General features: G+C 41.5%; 12 protein-coding genes and 2 pseudogenes. 11 read left to right on the forward strand and 3 right to left on the reverse strand.

Translation table 11 applies throughout. The features are described from left to right. Positions 1 to 5 precede the first annotated feature (5 nt). The 4 genes and pseudogenes from RS130_RS13215 (at position 6) to RS130_RS13230 (ending at position 5,479) form a co-directional block, all read left to right on the forward strand. Positions 6 to 1,988 (forward strand): sulfatase family protein, encoded by a 1,983-nt coding sequence (locus RS130_RS13215; RefSeq protein WP_316026326.1) that lies wholly within the window; start codon positions 6 to 8, stop codon positions 1,986 to 1,988. A gap of 2 nt (positions 1,989 to 1,990) precedes the next feature. Further along, positions 1,991 to 3,766: a sulfatase-like hydrolase/transferase gene (locus RS130_RS13220; RefSeq protein ID WP_316026327.1), complete on the forward strand. Its 1,776-nt coding sequence runs from the start codon at positions 1,991 to 1,993 to the stop codon at positions 3,764 to 3,766. A 170-nt stretch (positions 3,767 to 3,936) separates the two neighbouring features. Next, positions 3,937 to 4,887, forward strand: a pseudogene (locus RS130_RS13225) (sulfatase-like hydrolase/transferase); the annotation flags it as partial. An 82-nt stretch (positions 4,888 to 4,969) separates the two neighbouring features. Further along, the gene (locus RS130_RS13230) at positions 4,970 to 5,479 is read left to right on the forward strand and encodes a sulfatase/phosphatase domain-containing protein (RefSeq protein WP_346433334.1); all 510 of its coding nucleotides are present in this window, start codon (positions 4,970 to 4,972) and stop codon (positions 5,477 to 5,479) included. 591 nt (positions 5,480 to 6,070) lie between these two features. Here RS130_RS13230 and RS130_RS13235 read toward each other — a convergent pair. From RS130_RS13235 to RS130_RS13245, 3 genes are all read right to left on the reverse strand, one after another. After that, positions 6,071 to 6,274, reverse strand: a complete 204-nt coding sequence (locus RS130_RS13235; protein WP_316026330.1) for an IclR family transcriptional regulator — start codon at positions 6,272 to 6,274, stop codon at positions 6,071 to 6,073. After that, a complete protein-coding gene (locus tag RS130_RS13240; RefSeq protein ID WP_316026331.1) occupies positions 6,274 to 6,477 on the reverse strand; it encodes a hypothetical protein in 204 nt (67 codons plus the stop codon). Before RS130_RS13240 ends, RS130_RS13235 begins: the two co-directional genes overlap by 1 nt. Before the next feature lie 116 nt (positions 6,478 to 6,593). Continuing rightward, a complete protein-coding gene (locus RS130_RS13245) occupies positions 6,594 to 6,803 on the reverse strand; it encodes a helix-turn-helix domain-containing protein (protein WP_316026332.1) in 210 nt (69 codons plus the stop codon). A gap of 230 nt (positions 6,804 to 7,033) precedes the next feature. On the opposite strand from RS130_RS13245, the gene RS130_RS13250 reads away from it, so the two are divergent. From RS130_RS13250 to RS130_RS13280, 7 genes and pseudogenes are all read left to right on the forward strand, one after another. After that, positions 7,034 to 9,316: an FAD-dependent oxidoreductase gene (locus tag RS130_RS13250; RefSeq protein WP_316026333.1), complete on the forward strand. Its 2,283-nt coding sequence runs from the start codon at positions 7,034 to 7,036 to the stop codon at positions 9,314 to 9,316. 364 nt (positions 9,317 to 9,680) lie between these two features. Further along, positions 9,681 to 10,139 carry a ribosome maturation factor RimP gene (gene rimP / locus RS130_RS13255; RefSeq protein ID WP_316026334.1) on the forward strand — a complete coding sequence of 153 codons (459 nt, stop codon included), beginning with the start codon at positions 9,681 to 9,683 and terminating at the stop codon, positions 10,137 to 10,139. Between the two features lie 64 nt (positions 10,140 to 10,203). Further along, positions 10,204 to 11,696, forward strand: a pseudogene (gene nusA / locus RS130_RS13260) (transcription termination factor NusA). Between the two features lie 25 nt (positions 11,697 to 11,721). Continuing rightward, positions 11,722 to 14,331, forward strand: a complete 2,610-nt coding sequence (gene infB, locus RS130_RS13265; protein ID WP_316026335.1) for a translation initiation factor IF-2 — start codon at positions 11,722 to 11,724, stop codon at positions 14,329 to 14,331. A 99-nt stretch (positions 14,332 to 14,430) separates the two neighbouring features. Then, positions 14,431 to 14,859: a 30S ribosome-binding factor RbfA gene (gene rbfA / locus RS130_RS13270; RefSeq protein ID WP_316026336.1), complete on the forward strand. Its 429-nt coding sequence runs from the start codon at positions 14,431 to 14,433 to the stop codon at positions 14,857 to 14,859. A 12-nt stretch (positions 14,860 to 14,871) separates the two neighbouring features. After that, entirely contained in the window at positions 14,872 to 15,831 is a 960-nt protein-coding gene (gene truB, locus RS130_RS13275) for a tRNA pseudouridine(55) synthase TruB (protein ID WP_316026337.1), read from the forward strand. A gap of 444 nt (positions 15,832 to 16,275) precedes the next feature. Continuing rightward, positions 16,276 to 16,665 (forward strand): hypothetical protein, encoded by a 390-nt coding sequence (locus RS130_RS13280; RefSeq protein WP_316026338.1) that lies wholly within the window; start codon positions 16,276 to 16,278, stop codon positions 16,663 to 16,665. Positions 16,666 to 16,789: the final 124 nt, after the last annotated feature.

Consider the following 16,789-nt stretch of genomic DNA (forward strand, 5'->3'; position numbering starts at 1 on the left):
CGTTCATGCAGCGGGTAATACCTAAGATCGTTAAGACAAATATAACTGTATTGGCAAGTTTGGCTGTTGTCCTATTGAGTGTTGCTGTTTCTTCGGAAACACGCGCCAGTCAAACAAGTGAACAGTCAACGCAGAGACCTAATTTTGTATGGATCATATCGGAAGATAATTCGCCACACTATTTGCGTCTATACAATCCAAAGCATGGCGTTGCCATGCCAAATATTGAAAACATGGCCAAGCAAGGTCTCACCTATAACAACGCATATTCAAATGCTCCAGTGTGTTCGACTGCTAGAAGTACCTTAGCCTTAGGTATCTACGCCCCTCAAGCAGGCACTATGCATCACAGAGCGTTTGCTAGAGCAAAATATACTCATGAAGACAATAAAGGTGTGAAGTCTATCTATCAGTTAATGAAAGAAGCTGGTTACTATGTGACGAATAACGCCAAGACGGACTTTAATTATGCTAGCGAAAGCAATGAATTCTCAGAGTCGAGTCATTCTGCTTCTTGGTTAAATAAACAAACGGCACAACCTTTTTTCCATATTAAGACGTTCACCACAACCCATGAATCTAAACTCATGTTTCCAGTAACTGATGTCAAAAATAAGCCAACTAAACATGATCCAGCTAACGTAAAATTAGCGTCTATCCATCCTGATACTGAACTGTTTCGCTATACCCACGCGCGATATTTAGACTTGCACCAAGCGCTAGATAAACAAGTGGGAGAAGTGTTAGCTGAGTTAGAACAAGCAGGGCAATTAGAAAATACCTTTGTCTTTTATTTCGGCGATCATGGTGGTGTATTACCTGGTTCAAAGAGCTTTGCTAAAGAGTCTGGCCTGAAAATTCCGCTGGTAGTGCGAATTCCAAAAAATTATCAACATCTATTAGCCAATTCTACAGTACAAAACTCCCGTATTGATGAATTTGTCAGCTTTGTGGATATGGCACCTACCTTATTACATTTGGCTGGTATAGAGAAATCCGATTGGCATAGTGGCGATAGCTTTTTAGGCAAAAACAAACCACAGCAAAGTAAACCAATATTTGGTTATGCTGACCGTTTTGGTGAGCGTTACGATTTAGTTAGGACCTTGCGAGTAGGTAATTTAAAGTACATTCGAAATTACTTACCTATGAATCCTCTTGGTTTAGAACAAAATTATCGATTTAAAAATGTGGCGTATCAACAGTGGCGAAGCTTGTATAAAAACGGGCAGTTGAATAACACTCAAGCTGCTTTTTTCAATGAGAAAAGTGCAGAGGAATTGTATGACTTGTCGGTTGATCCTGAAGAATTAAATAACTTAGCCACCGATACAAAATACCAAAATGCCCTGCTAGACATGCGGAGTCAACTGCAACAACAGGTTAAATCGATTGCTGACTTAGGCTTTATATCAGAGGCATGGTTAGAAACAAACGAGTTTGCTGACAGTATGCAGTTAGCCAATAGCCAACATCAACGGATCAATCAAATGGTGGATGCTGCAGATTTAATGTTGCTGCCCTATGCCCAGGCGAAAGATAGATTACGAGCAATAATCAAACATGGTCACCAAGGAGAGCAATATTGGGCGTTAGTGGCCTTGAGTTACTTTGCTAACCAAAGCAGTGAGTTTGTACCAGTTATTGAAACACTATTAGCTGATGAGCAAACTCATGATCTGCTTAAAGCTAGAGCGATAGAATTTTTGACTCGCACTGGCCAGTTAAACCCTGTCGCTCAATTGACCTCGTTAATTGAAAACTCTAGGCAACAGTTAGAAGCCCTAGAAATGATGAATATAGCCGCTGTACTGCATGATAGCTTTGGCTATATGTTTGATATCAATGCAAGAACAGATTGGAGTGCGTTACCAGTCAAATCGGCGGAAAACTACACCACTAAGAAATATCAAAATGGTTCAGTGAAGGTACGGGTGGAGTATTTAAAAACACCATGGAAAACTCAGGCTGCGGACGAAAAAGGTTAGTAATGATGAAACAAACCCGTCAATTAAATTTACTCAAGCGCCGACTAACTGTGCTATGTACAACCAGCTTGCTAATATCCAACTCGGTTTTTGCCATGAGCAAGAAACCTAACGTAATAGTCATTTATGCTGATGATATCAGTGCCCGCGAATTGCCTAGTTACGGTAGTTCACAGTGGGCTGGATATCATGGCAAGAATGGTTCGGATCCTGCCTATCGTGCAAAAACACCTGTTCTTGAAAAGTTAGCCACACAAGGTGTGCAAATTGAGACTGCATGGGCAGCAACAATATGTTCTCCCAGCCGTGCAATGATGATGACGGGGCGGTATGCGCATCTGCATAAATGGTGGCATAACGGTGATTACGGTAGATTACCTCACTCTAATCAGGGCGAAGATAATGCTAAAAGCACGAATACCAACGCGAATAAAAAAGCCAAGCAAGCCCACTTGTACCAGTCTTCACCTTTATTGATTGGTCATGTCGCCAAAGAAGCGGGATATGCCACTATGTGGTCAGGCAAAACTCAAATGAAAGATGCTGACTTAACCAAGTTCGGATTTGACGAAGGACTATTCTCTGCTGGAACTGAGTTACAGCATATTGGGGAATTACCTAAAAATCCCTACACCAATTTTGTGGTATCGCCCCGTGACATGACTCAAGAAGAAAAACAAGCGTGGCAGAAAAAGCTGAGCAAAATGAAGAAAAAGCCTAAAAAACAGGTGGGCATTGGTGACGGGCAGGTGGCGATAAATGAAGACACAGGGGATATTGCTCCGACTTTTGCCCGTACAACTTGGTTATTCAAACCCAGCATAGTATTGATGAATCATCCACAGAGTAAAAAACAATATGAATGGTGGCCAAATACCACTGAATCACGAAAAAATTACGGCATTAATACATACGGACCAGATGTAGAGCTAGAGTTTGTTTTTGACTTTATGCAACGTCAACAGGCTAAAGGAAAACCTTTCTTTGTTTATCACACCAGTCATTTGGGGCATGGAATGTTTGATTTTTTGTTTCCAGAGCAAAAGAATATTTGGCCGGGAACACCTGTGATCAAGTGGGATGGCAAAGGATATACCCGCACCACGCCAAATATCACAGGTGAAAAAGGCCAGTACAATACCCATGGTACCGTGACACCAGCGGGCATGAAATATCATGTGGAATACTTGGATTACCAAGTATGGCTATACCTAGAAAAACTTGCAGAAATGGGTATAGAAAACGACACTATTCTTATCTTCGCCTCTGATAATGGCTCCAGTAAATATGGTAAAGGCAGCGAAGATCGGCAAAAAGGTACTCATGTGCCATTAATTGTGTACGCTCCAGGGGCCAACTTAACTAAGCAAGGTAAGTTACCCGAACTTGCTTCGATAGCTGATATTTTGCCCACACTAGCCGACATCATGGGAATTGATATTGCCGAAGATTATGAAATTAACGGTGAAAGTTTATGGCCGTTTTTAACCTCTGACAAACCGCATCACAGAAATTGGACGTACGGTTACAAAAAAGACGCACAACTCATTCGAGGTCATCGTGTGATGTTGGACGGCAATAAAAAGTGGTGGGATGTCACTACACAACCGGCCGATTTAATTAGTTACCCTGAAATCACTGATTGGAGTAAGGTGTCGGCCGCCCATAGAGCTGAGCGTGATGCCTTGTTACAGGAGTTGAAAGGTTTGGATAAATATCACCAAGAGCATGATTTAGTCCGTTTACCCACTTATCCAAAAGTGAGAGCCAAGCAATGAGTAGGCAAAATACAACACTCATCAAACTGTTTTGGCACAGGTATTGTAAAGTCGTAATTTTCCCCGCCGGCTTGTTAATGTTGTCAAGCTGCTCACTATCTATGTCAGGTGCAACAGCCAATAAAAATGCCTCTGTAAGTAGTGCTAATCGGCCTAATATCTTATTTATTATGTCTGACGATCATGCTTATCAAGCCATTAGTGCATATGGTTCAAAGCTCATAGATACGCCCAACATTGACCGGCTAGCTAAACAGGGCATGCGGTTTACTAATGCGACTGTAACTAATTCGATTTGTGCGCCTTCTAGAGCCACTATATTGACCGGTAAACATACCCATATAAACGGCAAAATAGACAATCGCATGCCATTTGATGATAGTCAGCAAACCTTTCCGCAGATATTTCAACGCAATGGTTATCAAACCGCGATGTTTGGCAAACTACATTTTGGCAACAATCCAAAGGGAGTGGATGATTTTATGATTTTGCCAGATCAGGGCGACTACATTAACCCAGACTTTGAAACCCCAAATGGCACTATACGTAAACAAGGCTATGTCACAGATATCATTACAGATGAAACTTTAAAGTGGTTAAAAGCCGGTAGAGATCAGTCTAAGCCCTTCATGTTGGCCTACTTACATAAAGCCCCACATCGCTCATGGTGGCCAAGGGCTGATAAGTTTGCAGAATTTTATGGTAAACAATATCCACTGCCAGATTCGTTGTTTGATGATTATGCTTCTCGTGGAACAGCGGCCAAAACGGCAGAAATGACTATTCGAAAATTCATGTTACCGGTAAAAGACACTAAGGTTTCGGCAGATCGTTACGATCCTCGGTATGAACCCTACGTCAATCAGAAAGATAATATTGGTGTGTTTGAAAGGCAGTACACCGATCGAGCCACGGCACAACAAAAAATCGAATATGAAAAGGTGCTCAGCCAAATTGCCCAAGATTACAATGATAATTGGCCAACTATGTCTGAAAAAGAAAAGACCATATGGAAATACCAAAGATACATGCAAGACTATCTCGCCACTATTTCATCTGTAGATGACAATATCGGCCGAGTTTTAGATTATCTAGATGAATCGGGATTAGCCGAAAATACCCTGGTAGTTTACACCTCTGATCAGGGATTTTTCTTGGGTGAACATGGTTGGTATGACAAACGATTCGCTTACTATGGAATCAATGAAAACGCCTTTACTGGTGCGTTGGCCGGCAAAAATCAAGGGCAATCAAGTATCAGACGAGCTCGTTCAAAATTTAGATTATGCTCAGACATTTTTAGATGCGGCGGGTATAACACAACCCGAAGATATGCAAGGACAGAGCTTTTTACCTTTGTTAATTGGTCAGGAACAAAAGTGGCAACGTAATGGGGTGTATTATCACTATTATGAATATCCAGGTCCTCATGCAGTAAAACGTCATTACGCCATCATGACTAAGACCTACAAACTGATTCATTTTTATCATGATGTGAATGAATGGGAGTTATATGATCTACGTCAAGACCCTCAAGAGTTACATAATTTGTATCACCAAGCTGATTATCAGAAAGTAGTAGAACAACTCAAGCGCGAACTTACACAGCTAAGGATAAAGTACCGAGACTCGGCCGAACTTGCTGAAGCATTAATTCATAAGACCGAGCGCAGGGGGAAACATAAAGCTAATAAGGCGTCCTCGGCCCATTAAGTTGCACCTTGAATTAGACATTAGCCATACAAAAGCTGTTGATTAGAAACTTACTATGTAGCAGGTAAAACAAAACTTATGGGAACATTAATAACAGTTTGTCTCTGGTTATTTGGCACGCCATGCCCAGAGAAAACACATTCATTCTGCGCTTTTCTGGCGAAGCAAACTATGTGTCATATCTGATTAACTTGAATCCTAGATAAGCCGCCCCTCTGGATAACGCTCTTTTTGTGTCTAGCGGCGTTGGATTGTTTAGTAATAGCACGTTATGACGTACGACAATACGCCATGCTATACAGGAAAAATTTCATTACCGAGTAACATTTAGCTGAGGTTATGTAGACAAAACATATTAAGTTATTGAATTATATTGATATTGCTTGGCGTAAATTAGTGTTTAGCTTAAACGATATTTCTTATCCAGAACTCAGGTTAGTTATCAAGCTGATAGGTTAAACAAGTGTTTAGTCAGCTAAAACGCCGAGTACTAAAAGGCAAAGTAGGTGGGCTTTATTATCTGACATAGGCTAAGTACAGGTTAGGTTGGAACGGCTACAAGGCTAACCGTCCTTACTTTTGTGGAATAAACTAGTGGGTTAGATCGCTGATCTCGATTGCCGCTTTTTGTAGCTCTTGATAAATCTCTGCGACTGAATGCTTAGGGATCCAGCCAGATAAACCTATTGCACAAAAAGCGGGCTCACCGACTGGGATAGCGATGGTAAAACGTTCATTTTCTAAGGTTTCAATAAACGCATAGCCGTCTTCACGAATTTTGTTAATGGCAACCATTAAGTCATCAATTCCACCTGGAAAGAGGGGATCTCTGGATGATTCTCGTAAGTCTCTTGGATTTTTTCATCACTTAAAGTAGACAATATTGCCATACCAATCCCACCAGAACTCGCAGGATACAAACCTATTCTGCCTAATGCTTGCTCAGCCGGCATGCCTGTAGTAACGCATGGTATAGATAACTTACATGGTCTCGCCATAACATACCTAAAGCCACAATATGGCCAAATTTCTTCAATGGTTCGAGTGGCTCAATCGCATGATTAATAAGGCCTGAAGCGAACAGGCTTTGTGCAGATAGTACGTGCATTCAGAGCTAAGGCGCATATTTTCGTTTTGCTGTTTTTCGGGCAATGCCAATGTGTTCTAGCGTTTGTAATAAACGATTTACTCTGGTTGGATCCATGTTAAGTCGCCGCGCAAGTGCACGACACCCAATTGGATCACTCGATAATGCAAGTTCTTGTAAGGTTGCTATACCATCGATAAGACTTTGATTTAGTTGGGCTTTCGGTGGGCCTGACATAATTTAACTTTTACCATAATATCTATAAGAATATTGCGACACTATATTAAAGTACGCCAATATTAGCAACGTTACTAAAGCCAATGGCTTGCGTGTTATCAGACTGAAGCCCTGTTTACACAATTAACTATCGAAAAGATAGATTAAATAAGCTTTATATGTTTCAATAATAGCTACAAAAATGTTTTTATCGATAATTGAACATTAGGTAAATTAAATTGTAGGTTGTTATGCATCAAGAAAAATTCAGTAAAAGTACCCGAACGAATAAGCAAGTCGCACTACACACAGATGTAGTGGTTGTTGGTGGCGGTTTAGCAGGCGTATGTGCCGCTATTGCATCAGCTAGGTCTGGCGCTAAGGTGGTGTTGGTTCAAGACCGTCCAGTATTGGGTGGCAACGCCTCAAGTGAAGTACGTTTATGGGCGCTGGGTGCCACTTCGCATATGGGCAATAACAACCGATGGTCAAGAGAAGGTGGGTTAATTGACGAAATAATGTTAGAAAACCTTCGCGCCAATAAAGAGGGGAACCCGCTCATTTTTGACGCAATTCTATTAGACAAGGTGGTAGCAGAAACTAACATTACCATGTTGCTAAATACCGCCGCCTATTCTGTTACCAAGGAATCAGCAAACAGAATAGAAAGCGTGAATGCGTTTTGCAGTCAAAACTCTACATACTATTCTATCTTTGCTCCCATCTTTACTGATTGCAGTGGCGATGGAATTGTCGCATTTAATGCAGGCGCGGCTTTTAGAATTGGCAGTGAAGATAAATATGAATTCAATGAGTTGTTGGCACCCGAAAAAGCCAATTCAGACTTACTGGGTCATTCGTTGTTTTTCTACAGCAAAGATGCCGGCACCCCTGTTGAATATAAAGCGCCTGCATTTGCCTATTCGCAAGATGAAATTGACGCCATACCTAGAAGTAAAAATATTGGGGCCAAAGACAGTGGCTGTAAGTTTTGGTGGTTAGAGTTTGGCGGCATACTCGATACTGTGCATGACACCGAAGAAATAAAATGGGAACTTTGGAAAATCGTTTACGGTATTTGGGATTACATCAAAAATAGCGGTAAATATGAAGATGTTGAAAACCTTACTTTAGAGTGGGTGGGTACCGTCCCAGGCAAACGAGAAAGTCGCCGTTTCGAAGGTGAATATATGATCACCCAACATGATATTGTTGAACAAAAACGATTTGACGATGCTATTTCTTATGGTGGTTGGGCGATCGACTTGCATCCGGCTGAAGGTGTGTATAGTGAAAAACCAGCATGTAGCCAGTATCATTCAAAAGGGGTATATCAAATCCCATATCGTTGTTTCCTAAGTCGAGATATCGAAAACTTATATTTAGGTGGGCGTATTATTAGTGCTACCCATATGGCTTTTGGTTCAACACGAGTGATGATTACTTGCGCTCATGGTGGGCAAGCGATTGGCGAAGCGGCCGCAATGTGTGCCAAATTAAACGTAAAACCTAAAGCCCTACTCGCACCAAAGTTAATGTCTGAACTGCAAAATAGACTAAATGGATTAGGCCATGGTTTAGCGGGGATCCCGCTAACTAAATCAGACGTGCTATTAAAAGCAGAAATACAGGCGTCGAGCACTTTAGCGCTTGCTGAATTTAGCCAGCAAGATGATTGGTTAAGCTTGGCACAATCGGCTGCGCAATTGTTACCTTTTACTGCTGGATTGGCCCCCACTTTTACCGTTCAACTAAGCGCACAAGAGGCAACGACACTGACTTGCCAGCTAAGAGTAAGTATAAAACCTGAAAACTATACCCCAGATCTTATCTGCAAAACGATAGAATTAGATCTTCACGCCGGTGAACAAACGGTTAGTTTAGATTTTTCAGAGGTAGAATTAATCACCCAGTATGGTTTTGTCATATTTTTAGCTAATGACAAAGTACAAGTTAGAACCTCAGCGCAACGCGTAACTGGCACTATGAGCGTATTTAACAAAGTACACAAAGCGGTTTCTAATAATGGAAAACAAATCGCACCGCCTAATTCAGGAGTGGAAGAGTTTGAATTTTGGACACCTGAGCGTCGTCCAATGGGCCAGAACATTGCTATGCAGATAACACCGGCGCTGCAGAGTTTTGCCGTTTCTAACCTTACCAATGGTCACTTAAGACCCTGGTTAGGCAGCAACGCTTGGGTCGCTGATTTGTCTGATAAAGCGCCAACACTCACGTTGTCTTGGCCCGAAAAGCAGACCTTGGCTGGGCTAAGGTTATACTTTGATACTGACTCTGATCATGCTTTAGAAACCGTATTAATGGTGCACCCAGAAAAGCGCATACCTTTTTGCGTATCTCGTTATTCAATAAAATTAGAAGATGGCACAGTATTGATGACTGAGGGTGACAATTATCAAACCTTAAATACGATTTATTTTAAACAGACAATAAGCACCGATAAGTTGATTATTGAGTTATCACACCCAGCAGAAAACGTCCCCGCTAGTGTGTTTGATATTGAGGTGTTTTAGACAGCACAGTTTCTGGGATAAATAGTAAGGTTAGTTGAGACTAGCCTTGCAATGGCTACTGCTGATAAGTATAATGCGCACAACTTTAGAGACGAACTCCCTCTTAAATGAAAATTTATTGAAAGTAACGTCTTCTCTGATGTAAAAATATTTAATACATATTGTATCTACGCAGTGTTAAGTTAAGTATTTTTGCATGTTATCTATCAAATGTATGCGCTATTAGTCGCTACGTTTTGCTAGATAAACTAGGGTCCAGAATTTTGAAAACCTCGCTAGTACGGGGTTTTTTATTATCTATTTTGCAATATATACATGATCTATTCTGGGCATTTGGCCCTTTTTTTGTTTTTGGAGCAATGCTTTGTCGCAACTCGAACAAAAGCTTACAGACATGTTAACTGCACCCGTTGAAGCTATTGGCTTTGAAATGGTTGGTGTAGAATTTGTCCGTGCTGGTAAACACTCTACTTTACGCATTTATATTGACCACCCAGATGGGATAGCGGTTGAGCATTGTGCAGAAGTGAGTCATCAAGTAAGTGCTGTTTTGGATGTAGAAGATCCAATTAGTACAGAATACAACTTAGAAGTGTCTTCTCCGGGTATGGATAGACCTCTGTTTAAGGAAGCCCATTACTTAGCCTGCTTAGGTGAAGTAGTTACCCTTAGAACAAGAATGCCTGTAGGCGATAGACGTAACTTTAAAGGTAAAGTGTTAGCTTGTGAGTCAGGCAACTTAACATTAGAAATTGATAACCAAACACATGTGTTGGCTATTGCAAATATAGAAAAAGGTAATCTAGTCCCGTCTTTTGATTAAGGTATATTGATCAATAGAGTGGCCTGAAATGGACTTTCGTAAGAAAGCAATAAGTGAGGCGGTAATGAATAAAGAAATTTTGTTAGTGGCTGAAGCCGTATCAAATGAAAAGCAAGTTCCAAGAGAAAAAATCTTCGAGGCGCTAGAGTTTGCTATCGCCAGCGCCACCAAAAAGAAAAATGAAGGCGAAATTGAAGTACGTGTTTGTATTGACCGCGAGTCAGGACATTTTGATACGTTTCGTCGTTGGTTAGTGGTAGCAGATGATCACGAACAAGAAAATCCAACGGCTGAAATGTCGATATCTGCGGCTCAAATTGATGAGCCCGATATTCAACTTGGCGACTATGTTGAAGAGCAAATTGAATCTATTGCATTCGATAGGATCACCACACAAACGGCTAAACAAGTTATCGTACAAAAAGTACGTGAAGCCGAACGTGATCAAGTTATTGCAGAATATCAAGATAAAGTCGGTGAATTAGTAACTGGTACCGTTAAAAAAGTCAATCGAGACAATGTCATCATTGATTTAGGCAACAACGCTGAAGGTGTGATTTATCGTGATGATATGCTACCTCGCGAGACATTCCGCCCAGGGATCGAGTTCGTGGTTTGTTATATGTCATTCGTCCAGAAGCTCGTGGTGCACAGTTATTTATTAGTCGTACCCATCCCGATATGCTGGTAGAACTTTTCAGAATTGAAGTGCCAGAAATTGCCGAAGAAACGTTAGAAATTAAAGGCGCTGCACGAGATCCGGGTTCACGAGCAAAGATTGCCGTTAAAACAAACGACAAACGTTTAGATCCTGTGGGTGCATGTGTAGGTATGCGTGGGTCTCGTGTACAAGCTGTATCTGGTGAATTAAGCGGTGAGCGTGTTGATATCGTGCTTTGGGATGATAACCCTGCGCAATTCGTGATTAACGCAATGGCGCCTGCTGAAGTGTCGTCAATCGTTGTTGACGAAGACAGACAAGCGATGGATGTTGCGGTTGAACCAGACAACTTAGCACAAGCCATTGGCCGTAGTGGTCAAAACGTACGATTAGCGAGTCAATTAACTGGCTGGGAATTGAACGTTATGACTAGCGAAGACTTAGCCGCTAAACATGAAGAAGAAAACGCTAAAGTCATCAGTGTGTTCACTCAAGGTTTAGATGTGGATGAAGACTTTGCGTCGGTACTAGTAGATGAAGGGTTTACTACCTTAGAAGAAATTGCCTATGTACCGGTTAATGAATTGCTAGAAGTTGAAGGTTTAGATGAAGATACGGTTGAAGAATTACGTAGCCGTGCTCGCGCAACGTTAACAACTCGTGCATTAGCAAACGAAGAAACCTTAGAGTCTGCTGAACCAAAAGAAGAGTTATTAAACTTAGCTGGAATGGACAGACACGTAGCGTATATGCTGGCTAGTCGCGGCATAACAGATCTTGAAGGCCTTGCAGAACAAGGTACTGATGAGATTTCAGATATTGAAGAACTAAGCGAAGAAAAAGCCGGTGAGTTAATCATGGCTGCTCGTAATATCGTTTGGTTTAATGAAGAATAAATAGGTCACCAGGAGGAATACCAATATGGCAGAAGTATCCATAGAAAAACTCGCCACTGATATAGGCACTTCAGTTGAACGTTTGGTTCAGCAATTCAAAAGTGCAGGTATTACTAAAGTAGCTGGTGCGGATGTAACTGAAGACGAAAAGCGTCAGTTGTTAGATTTTCTAAGCAAACAACACGGCGGTACAGGTTCAGAAGCACCGAAACGCATGACATTACAACGTAAGACTACCAGCACGTTAAGTGTAGGCAAGTCTAAGTCTGTAAACGTTGAAGTACGTAAAAAGCGTACTTATGTGAAACGTACAGATGTAGAAGAAGCAAGATTGGCTGAAGAAGAAGCCAAACGTTTAGCTGAAGAGCAACAAGCTAAGCTAGAAGCTGAACAAAAAGCAGCTGAAGCAGCGAAAGCAGCAGCTGAAGAAAAAGCGAAAAAAGCAGCTGAAGCAAAAGCCAAGGCTGATGCAGAACGTGCTGCTCGCGCAGAAGAAGCGAAAAAGGCAGCGGAAGCTCGTCAAGCGGAAGAAAACTCGTTAACGCCTGAAGAAAAAGCCGAGCAAGAAAAAGCTCAAGCTGAAGCAGAGAAAATTCGTAAAGCTCAAGAAGAAGAAACTCAGCGTAAGCTTGAAGAAGATGCTAAAAAAGCGGCCGAAGAAGCGAAAAAACTAGCTGACGAAAATTCTATTCGCTGGAAAGAAGAAGAAGAGCGCCGTAAAAAGCAAGAAGCTGAAGAAGTACATGTGCATTCAAATCGTTATGCTCAAGAAGCTGAAGATGTGGATGATATTAAATCGGAACGTGGTGGTCGTAGACGTAAGAAGTCTAAGAAAAATGCAGGTTCTGAACTTAAACATGCCTTTAATAAACCGGCTCAACCAGTTGAACGTGTTGTTAAACTTGGTGAAACCATTACAGTTGGCGAACTCGGTAGCAAGCTAGCAATTAAGGCCACAGAAGTCATTAAAACCCTAATGAAGATGGGTGAAATGGTAACCATTAATCATGTTCTAGACCAAGAAACTGCTGTATTAGTAGTGGAAGAAATGGGGCACAAATATGAATTAGTGAATGACAATGCCTTAGAAGATGAGTTGATTGCAGATGCAACAGGCGGCGAAAAATCTAGTCGAGCACCTGTTGTGACTATTATGGGGCACGTTGACCACGGTAAAACTTCATTACTTGATTATATCCGCCGTGCAAAAGTAGCCGATGGCGAAGCGGGTGGTATTACTCAGCATATTGGTGCGTACAGTGTACAAACTGATAATGGTCGAATTGCATTCTTAGATACACCTGGTCACGCGGCGTTTACTGCCATGCGTGCTCGTGGAGCAACCGCTACTGATATCGTAATTTTAGTGGTAGCCGCTGATGATGGTGTGATGCCACAAACGAAAGAAGCGGTACAACACTCCAAAGCTGCGGGTGTACCATTAATTGTTGCTGTAAACAAAATGGATAAAGAGTCCGCTGACCCAGACCGTGTTAAGACTGAACTATCTCAACTGGAAGTCATTTCAGAAGAGTGGGGCGGTGAGCACCAGTTTGTTAATGTTTCTGCTAAAACAGGAATGGGGATTGACGAATTACTCGAAGCTATATCTTTACAGGCCGAAGTCTTAGACTTACAAGCCGTGCCTACTGGCCCAGCCAAAGGCATTGTAATTGAATCTCGATTAGATAAAGGGCGCGGACCAGTGGCCTCTGTACTTATCCAAGAAGGTGAGTTAAAAGCCGGTGATATCATGTTATGTGGTGTGGAATACGGGCGTATTCGTGCTATGCGTGATGAAAATGGTAAAGAAGTTAAAGTCGCAGGGCCTTCTACTCCAGTAGAGATTCTTGGATTATCTGGCGTACCTATTGCGGGTGAAAATGCGCTAGTTGTGCAAGATGAACGTAAAGCTCGTGAAGTGGCAACAAAACGTCATACTAAACAGCGTGAAGTGAAATTGGCTAAGCAACAGAAAGCAAAACTTGAGAACATGTTCGCGAATATGGAAGCGGGCGATGTGAGTGAGTTAAACGTCGTGCTTAAAGCTGACGTACAAGGCTCTGTTGAAGCAATTTCTGAGTCACTCACTAAATTGTCAACTGATGAAGTTAAAGTCAATATTGTTGGTAGTGGCGTGGGTGGGATCACTGAAACCGATGCGAGTTTAGCGGCGGCCTCAAGTGCAATCGTAGTAGGTTTTAATGTTCGAGCAGATGCTTCGGCACGCAAGATTGTTGAAAGTGAAGAAATTGATTTACGTTACTACAGCGTTATCTACAGCCTAATTGACGAAGTGAAACAGGCCATGAGTGGTATGTTAGCGCCTGAATTTAGACAAGAAATTATTGGTTTGGCTGAAGTGCGTGATGTATTTAAGTCGCCTAAAATTGGTGCTATCGCTGGTTGTATGGTTACCGAAGGTATTGTTAAACGTAGCAATCCTATTCGTGTTTTACGTGATAACGTGGTTATCTATGAAGGTGAGCTTGAATCATTGAGACGCTTCAAAGACGATGTTCAAGAAGTACGTAATGGCGTCGAATGTGGTATTGGTGTTAAAAACTACAATGATGTAAAAGCCGGTGATCAAATCGAAGTATTTGAAATTGTTGAAGTTAAACGCGAACTGTAATTTAGTTATCGTTTAAACAACAAGGTTTAAGTAGATGTAACGGAGGCTTAGGCCTCCGTTTTGTTTGTACAGCCCATGGGCTGACAGGAGAAATTAAAAATGGCTAGAGAATTTTCAAGAACCGACAGAGTCGGTCAACAAATTCATAAAGAAATTGCCAGTATTTTACAAAATGAGTTCAAGAATCGCGATCCAAGACTAGGTATGGTTACTGTGTCTGCAGTTGAAGTCTCTAGAGATTTGGCCTATGCCAAGATTTTTGTCACCTTTTTTGAAAATGATGAAGAGCAAATAAAAAATTACTTAGAAATATTACAAGACAATAAAGGGTTTATTCGCACTTTGTTAGCCAGCCGAATGCGCATGCGAGCGGTACCGGCAGTTAAGTTTGTGCGTGATGGTTCGTTAGCAGAAGGTATTCGTATCGCTAACTTAGTAGATGATACCATTAGTAAAGATGCTGAACGCGCAAAACGGGCGGGGCAAAGTGCCGAGCCAAAAGAAGCTGATAAACCGTCTGACGAGTAATTGTAAAATTTTATGGCTAGAAAAAGAAAAGGCCGTTTAGTTAACGGTATTATTTTACTGAATAAACCTTTAGGTGGCTCTTCAAACCACGCGTTGCAGCAGGTTAAACGATTATTTAATGCTGCTAAAGCGGGACACACTGGGGCACTCGACCCTCTTGCTACAGGTATGTTGCCAATTTGTTTAGGCGAGGCGACTAAGTTCTCGCAGTTTTTATTGGACGCCGACAAAACCTATTCTGTTACCGCCAAGTTGGGTGTGCGAACCACTACATCTGACGCTGACGGTGAAGTGGTTGAAACTAAACCTGTGGTGGTAAGTGAACAGCAATTGGTGGCAGCCAGCGAAGAGTTTAAGGGGCCGATCAAACAAATTCCTTCAATGTTCTCTGCGCTCAAACATCAAGGTAAACCTTTGTATCACTATGCTCGTCAAGGTATAGATATTCCTCGTGAAGCCCGAGATATTGAGATATATAACTTGTCGATCGATCGTTTCGAAGGGGACGAAGTGGATATGACAGTGCATTGTAGCAAAGGCACATATATTCGCTCTTTGGTTGATGATTTAGGGCAAGCTTTAGGTTGTGGAGCGTTTGTTAGCCGTTTAGATAGGACTCAAGTTACCGATTATCCAGTGGATAAAATGTTAACGTTTGAGCAGCTACAAGCTATGCGGGACAAGATTGATCCAGATACTGAAGATTTAATGGATGATGCGACCTTTAGGGAATTAGACCAATACCTATTGCCTATGGATTCAGCGGTGAAAACTCTTGGCTCGGTAGAGCTAGAGCTAATAGCTGAAGGATATTTTAGAAATGGCAATCCGGTATTTTTTTCATCAGATGAGTCCCACCTAGAAGAAGAGTTGGTACGAGTTTACAGTCAGGACAGCGGTCGTTTTTTGGGCGTTGGTTTTATTGATGATGACGGTAAGGTTGCACCTAAGCGAACGGTCGTGTGGGAGTAAAGGTTTTATAAGCGTGCAGACGTTGTCTGTGCGCTATGCATACGAAACTCCCAATTAAGACACCCATAACAAACTCCCAATTAAGACACCCATAACTGCACTCAGTGACAAGCCTAATAAGATTCATTTTTATGGGTGTCTTAATTGTGCCCCAAGATTGCTTCCTATTATGTAAATTCTTCAAGTCTCACTTTGCTTTGCATAAAATCTATAAGTTATTAATTTAACAATGGAAAATATTCTTCACATAGTTTTTAATAGGAAGCATAAAAGTCGCGTTAAAGTCAGGTCTCCTTTTGTTTTTGGATCTCTTATTATTTTGAGGGGGTGAAGGTGGAAAATACTTAATTAAATCAATAGGTAAGAACTAAAAGTGACAAAATTAATAACCAAGTCGAGAAGTTACATATACGACATGCTCGATAATAAGCGTTAGGTGCTTCAATGACATTCAAACCACCTTTCTACGAACAAATACTAGAACTCGCTTTGACTATGACCAGCGAGACTTCTAAAAAAGTTTACTGGGAAGCACATAATAAGCTAAGAGACATCTGCGAAACACACAAAAACTCAACTCTGGATCATCCGTTTCAGTGGGAAACTTTGGCTGACTTCACAATTGACAGTGGGGAGCAGTTAACTGCGTATTTTGTGGCTCTTGAGTTAGCACAAAAGTACGAATTACTTGAATACATTGAATCAGTTGCTACGGAAATCTCAGAGATATATTTGTCGCAAAGTGACAAAGGCCACGCATTGACTTATTCTAAAATCGCAAAGGATGCCACGCTAAGACTGCAATCAGAAAAGGTTAATTCAAGGTTTGTTTAAACACACACCTAACAATCGCATAAACTCGCTCGCAAGCTCGCTGGGACAAAAACACGTAGGCTCCTTTCGCTTCGCTCAGTATTATGGCCTACGTATTTTTGCCCGTTATGCGGGCCGTTATGCA

Source organism: Paraglaciecola aquimarina (assembly GCF_032464635.1).
Lineage (GTDB): Bacteria > Pseudomonadota > Gammaproteobacteria > Enterobacterales > Alteromonadaceae > Paraglaciecola > Paraglaciecola aquimarina.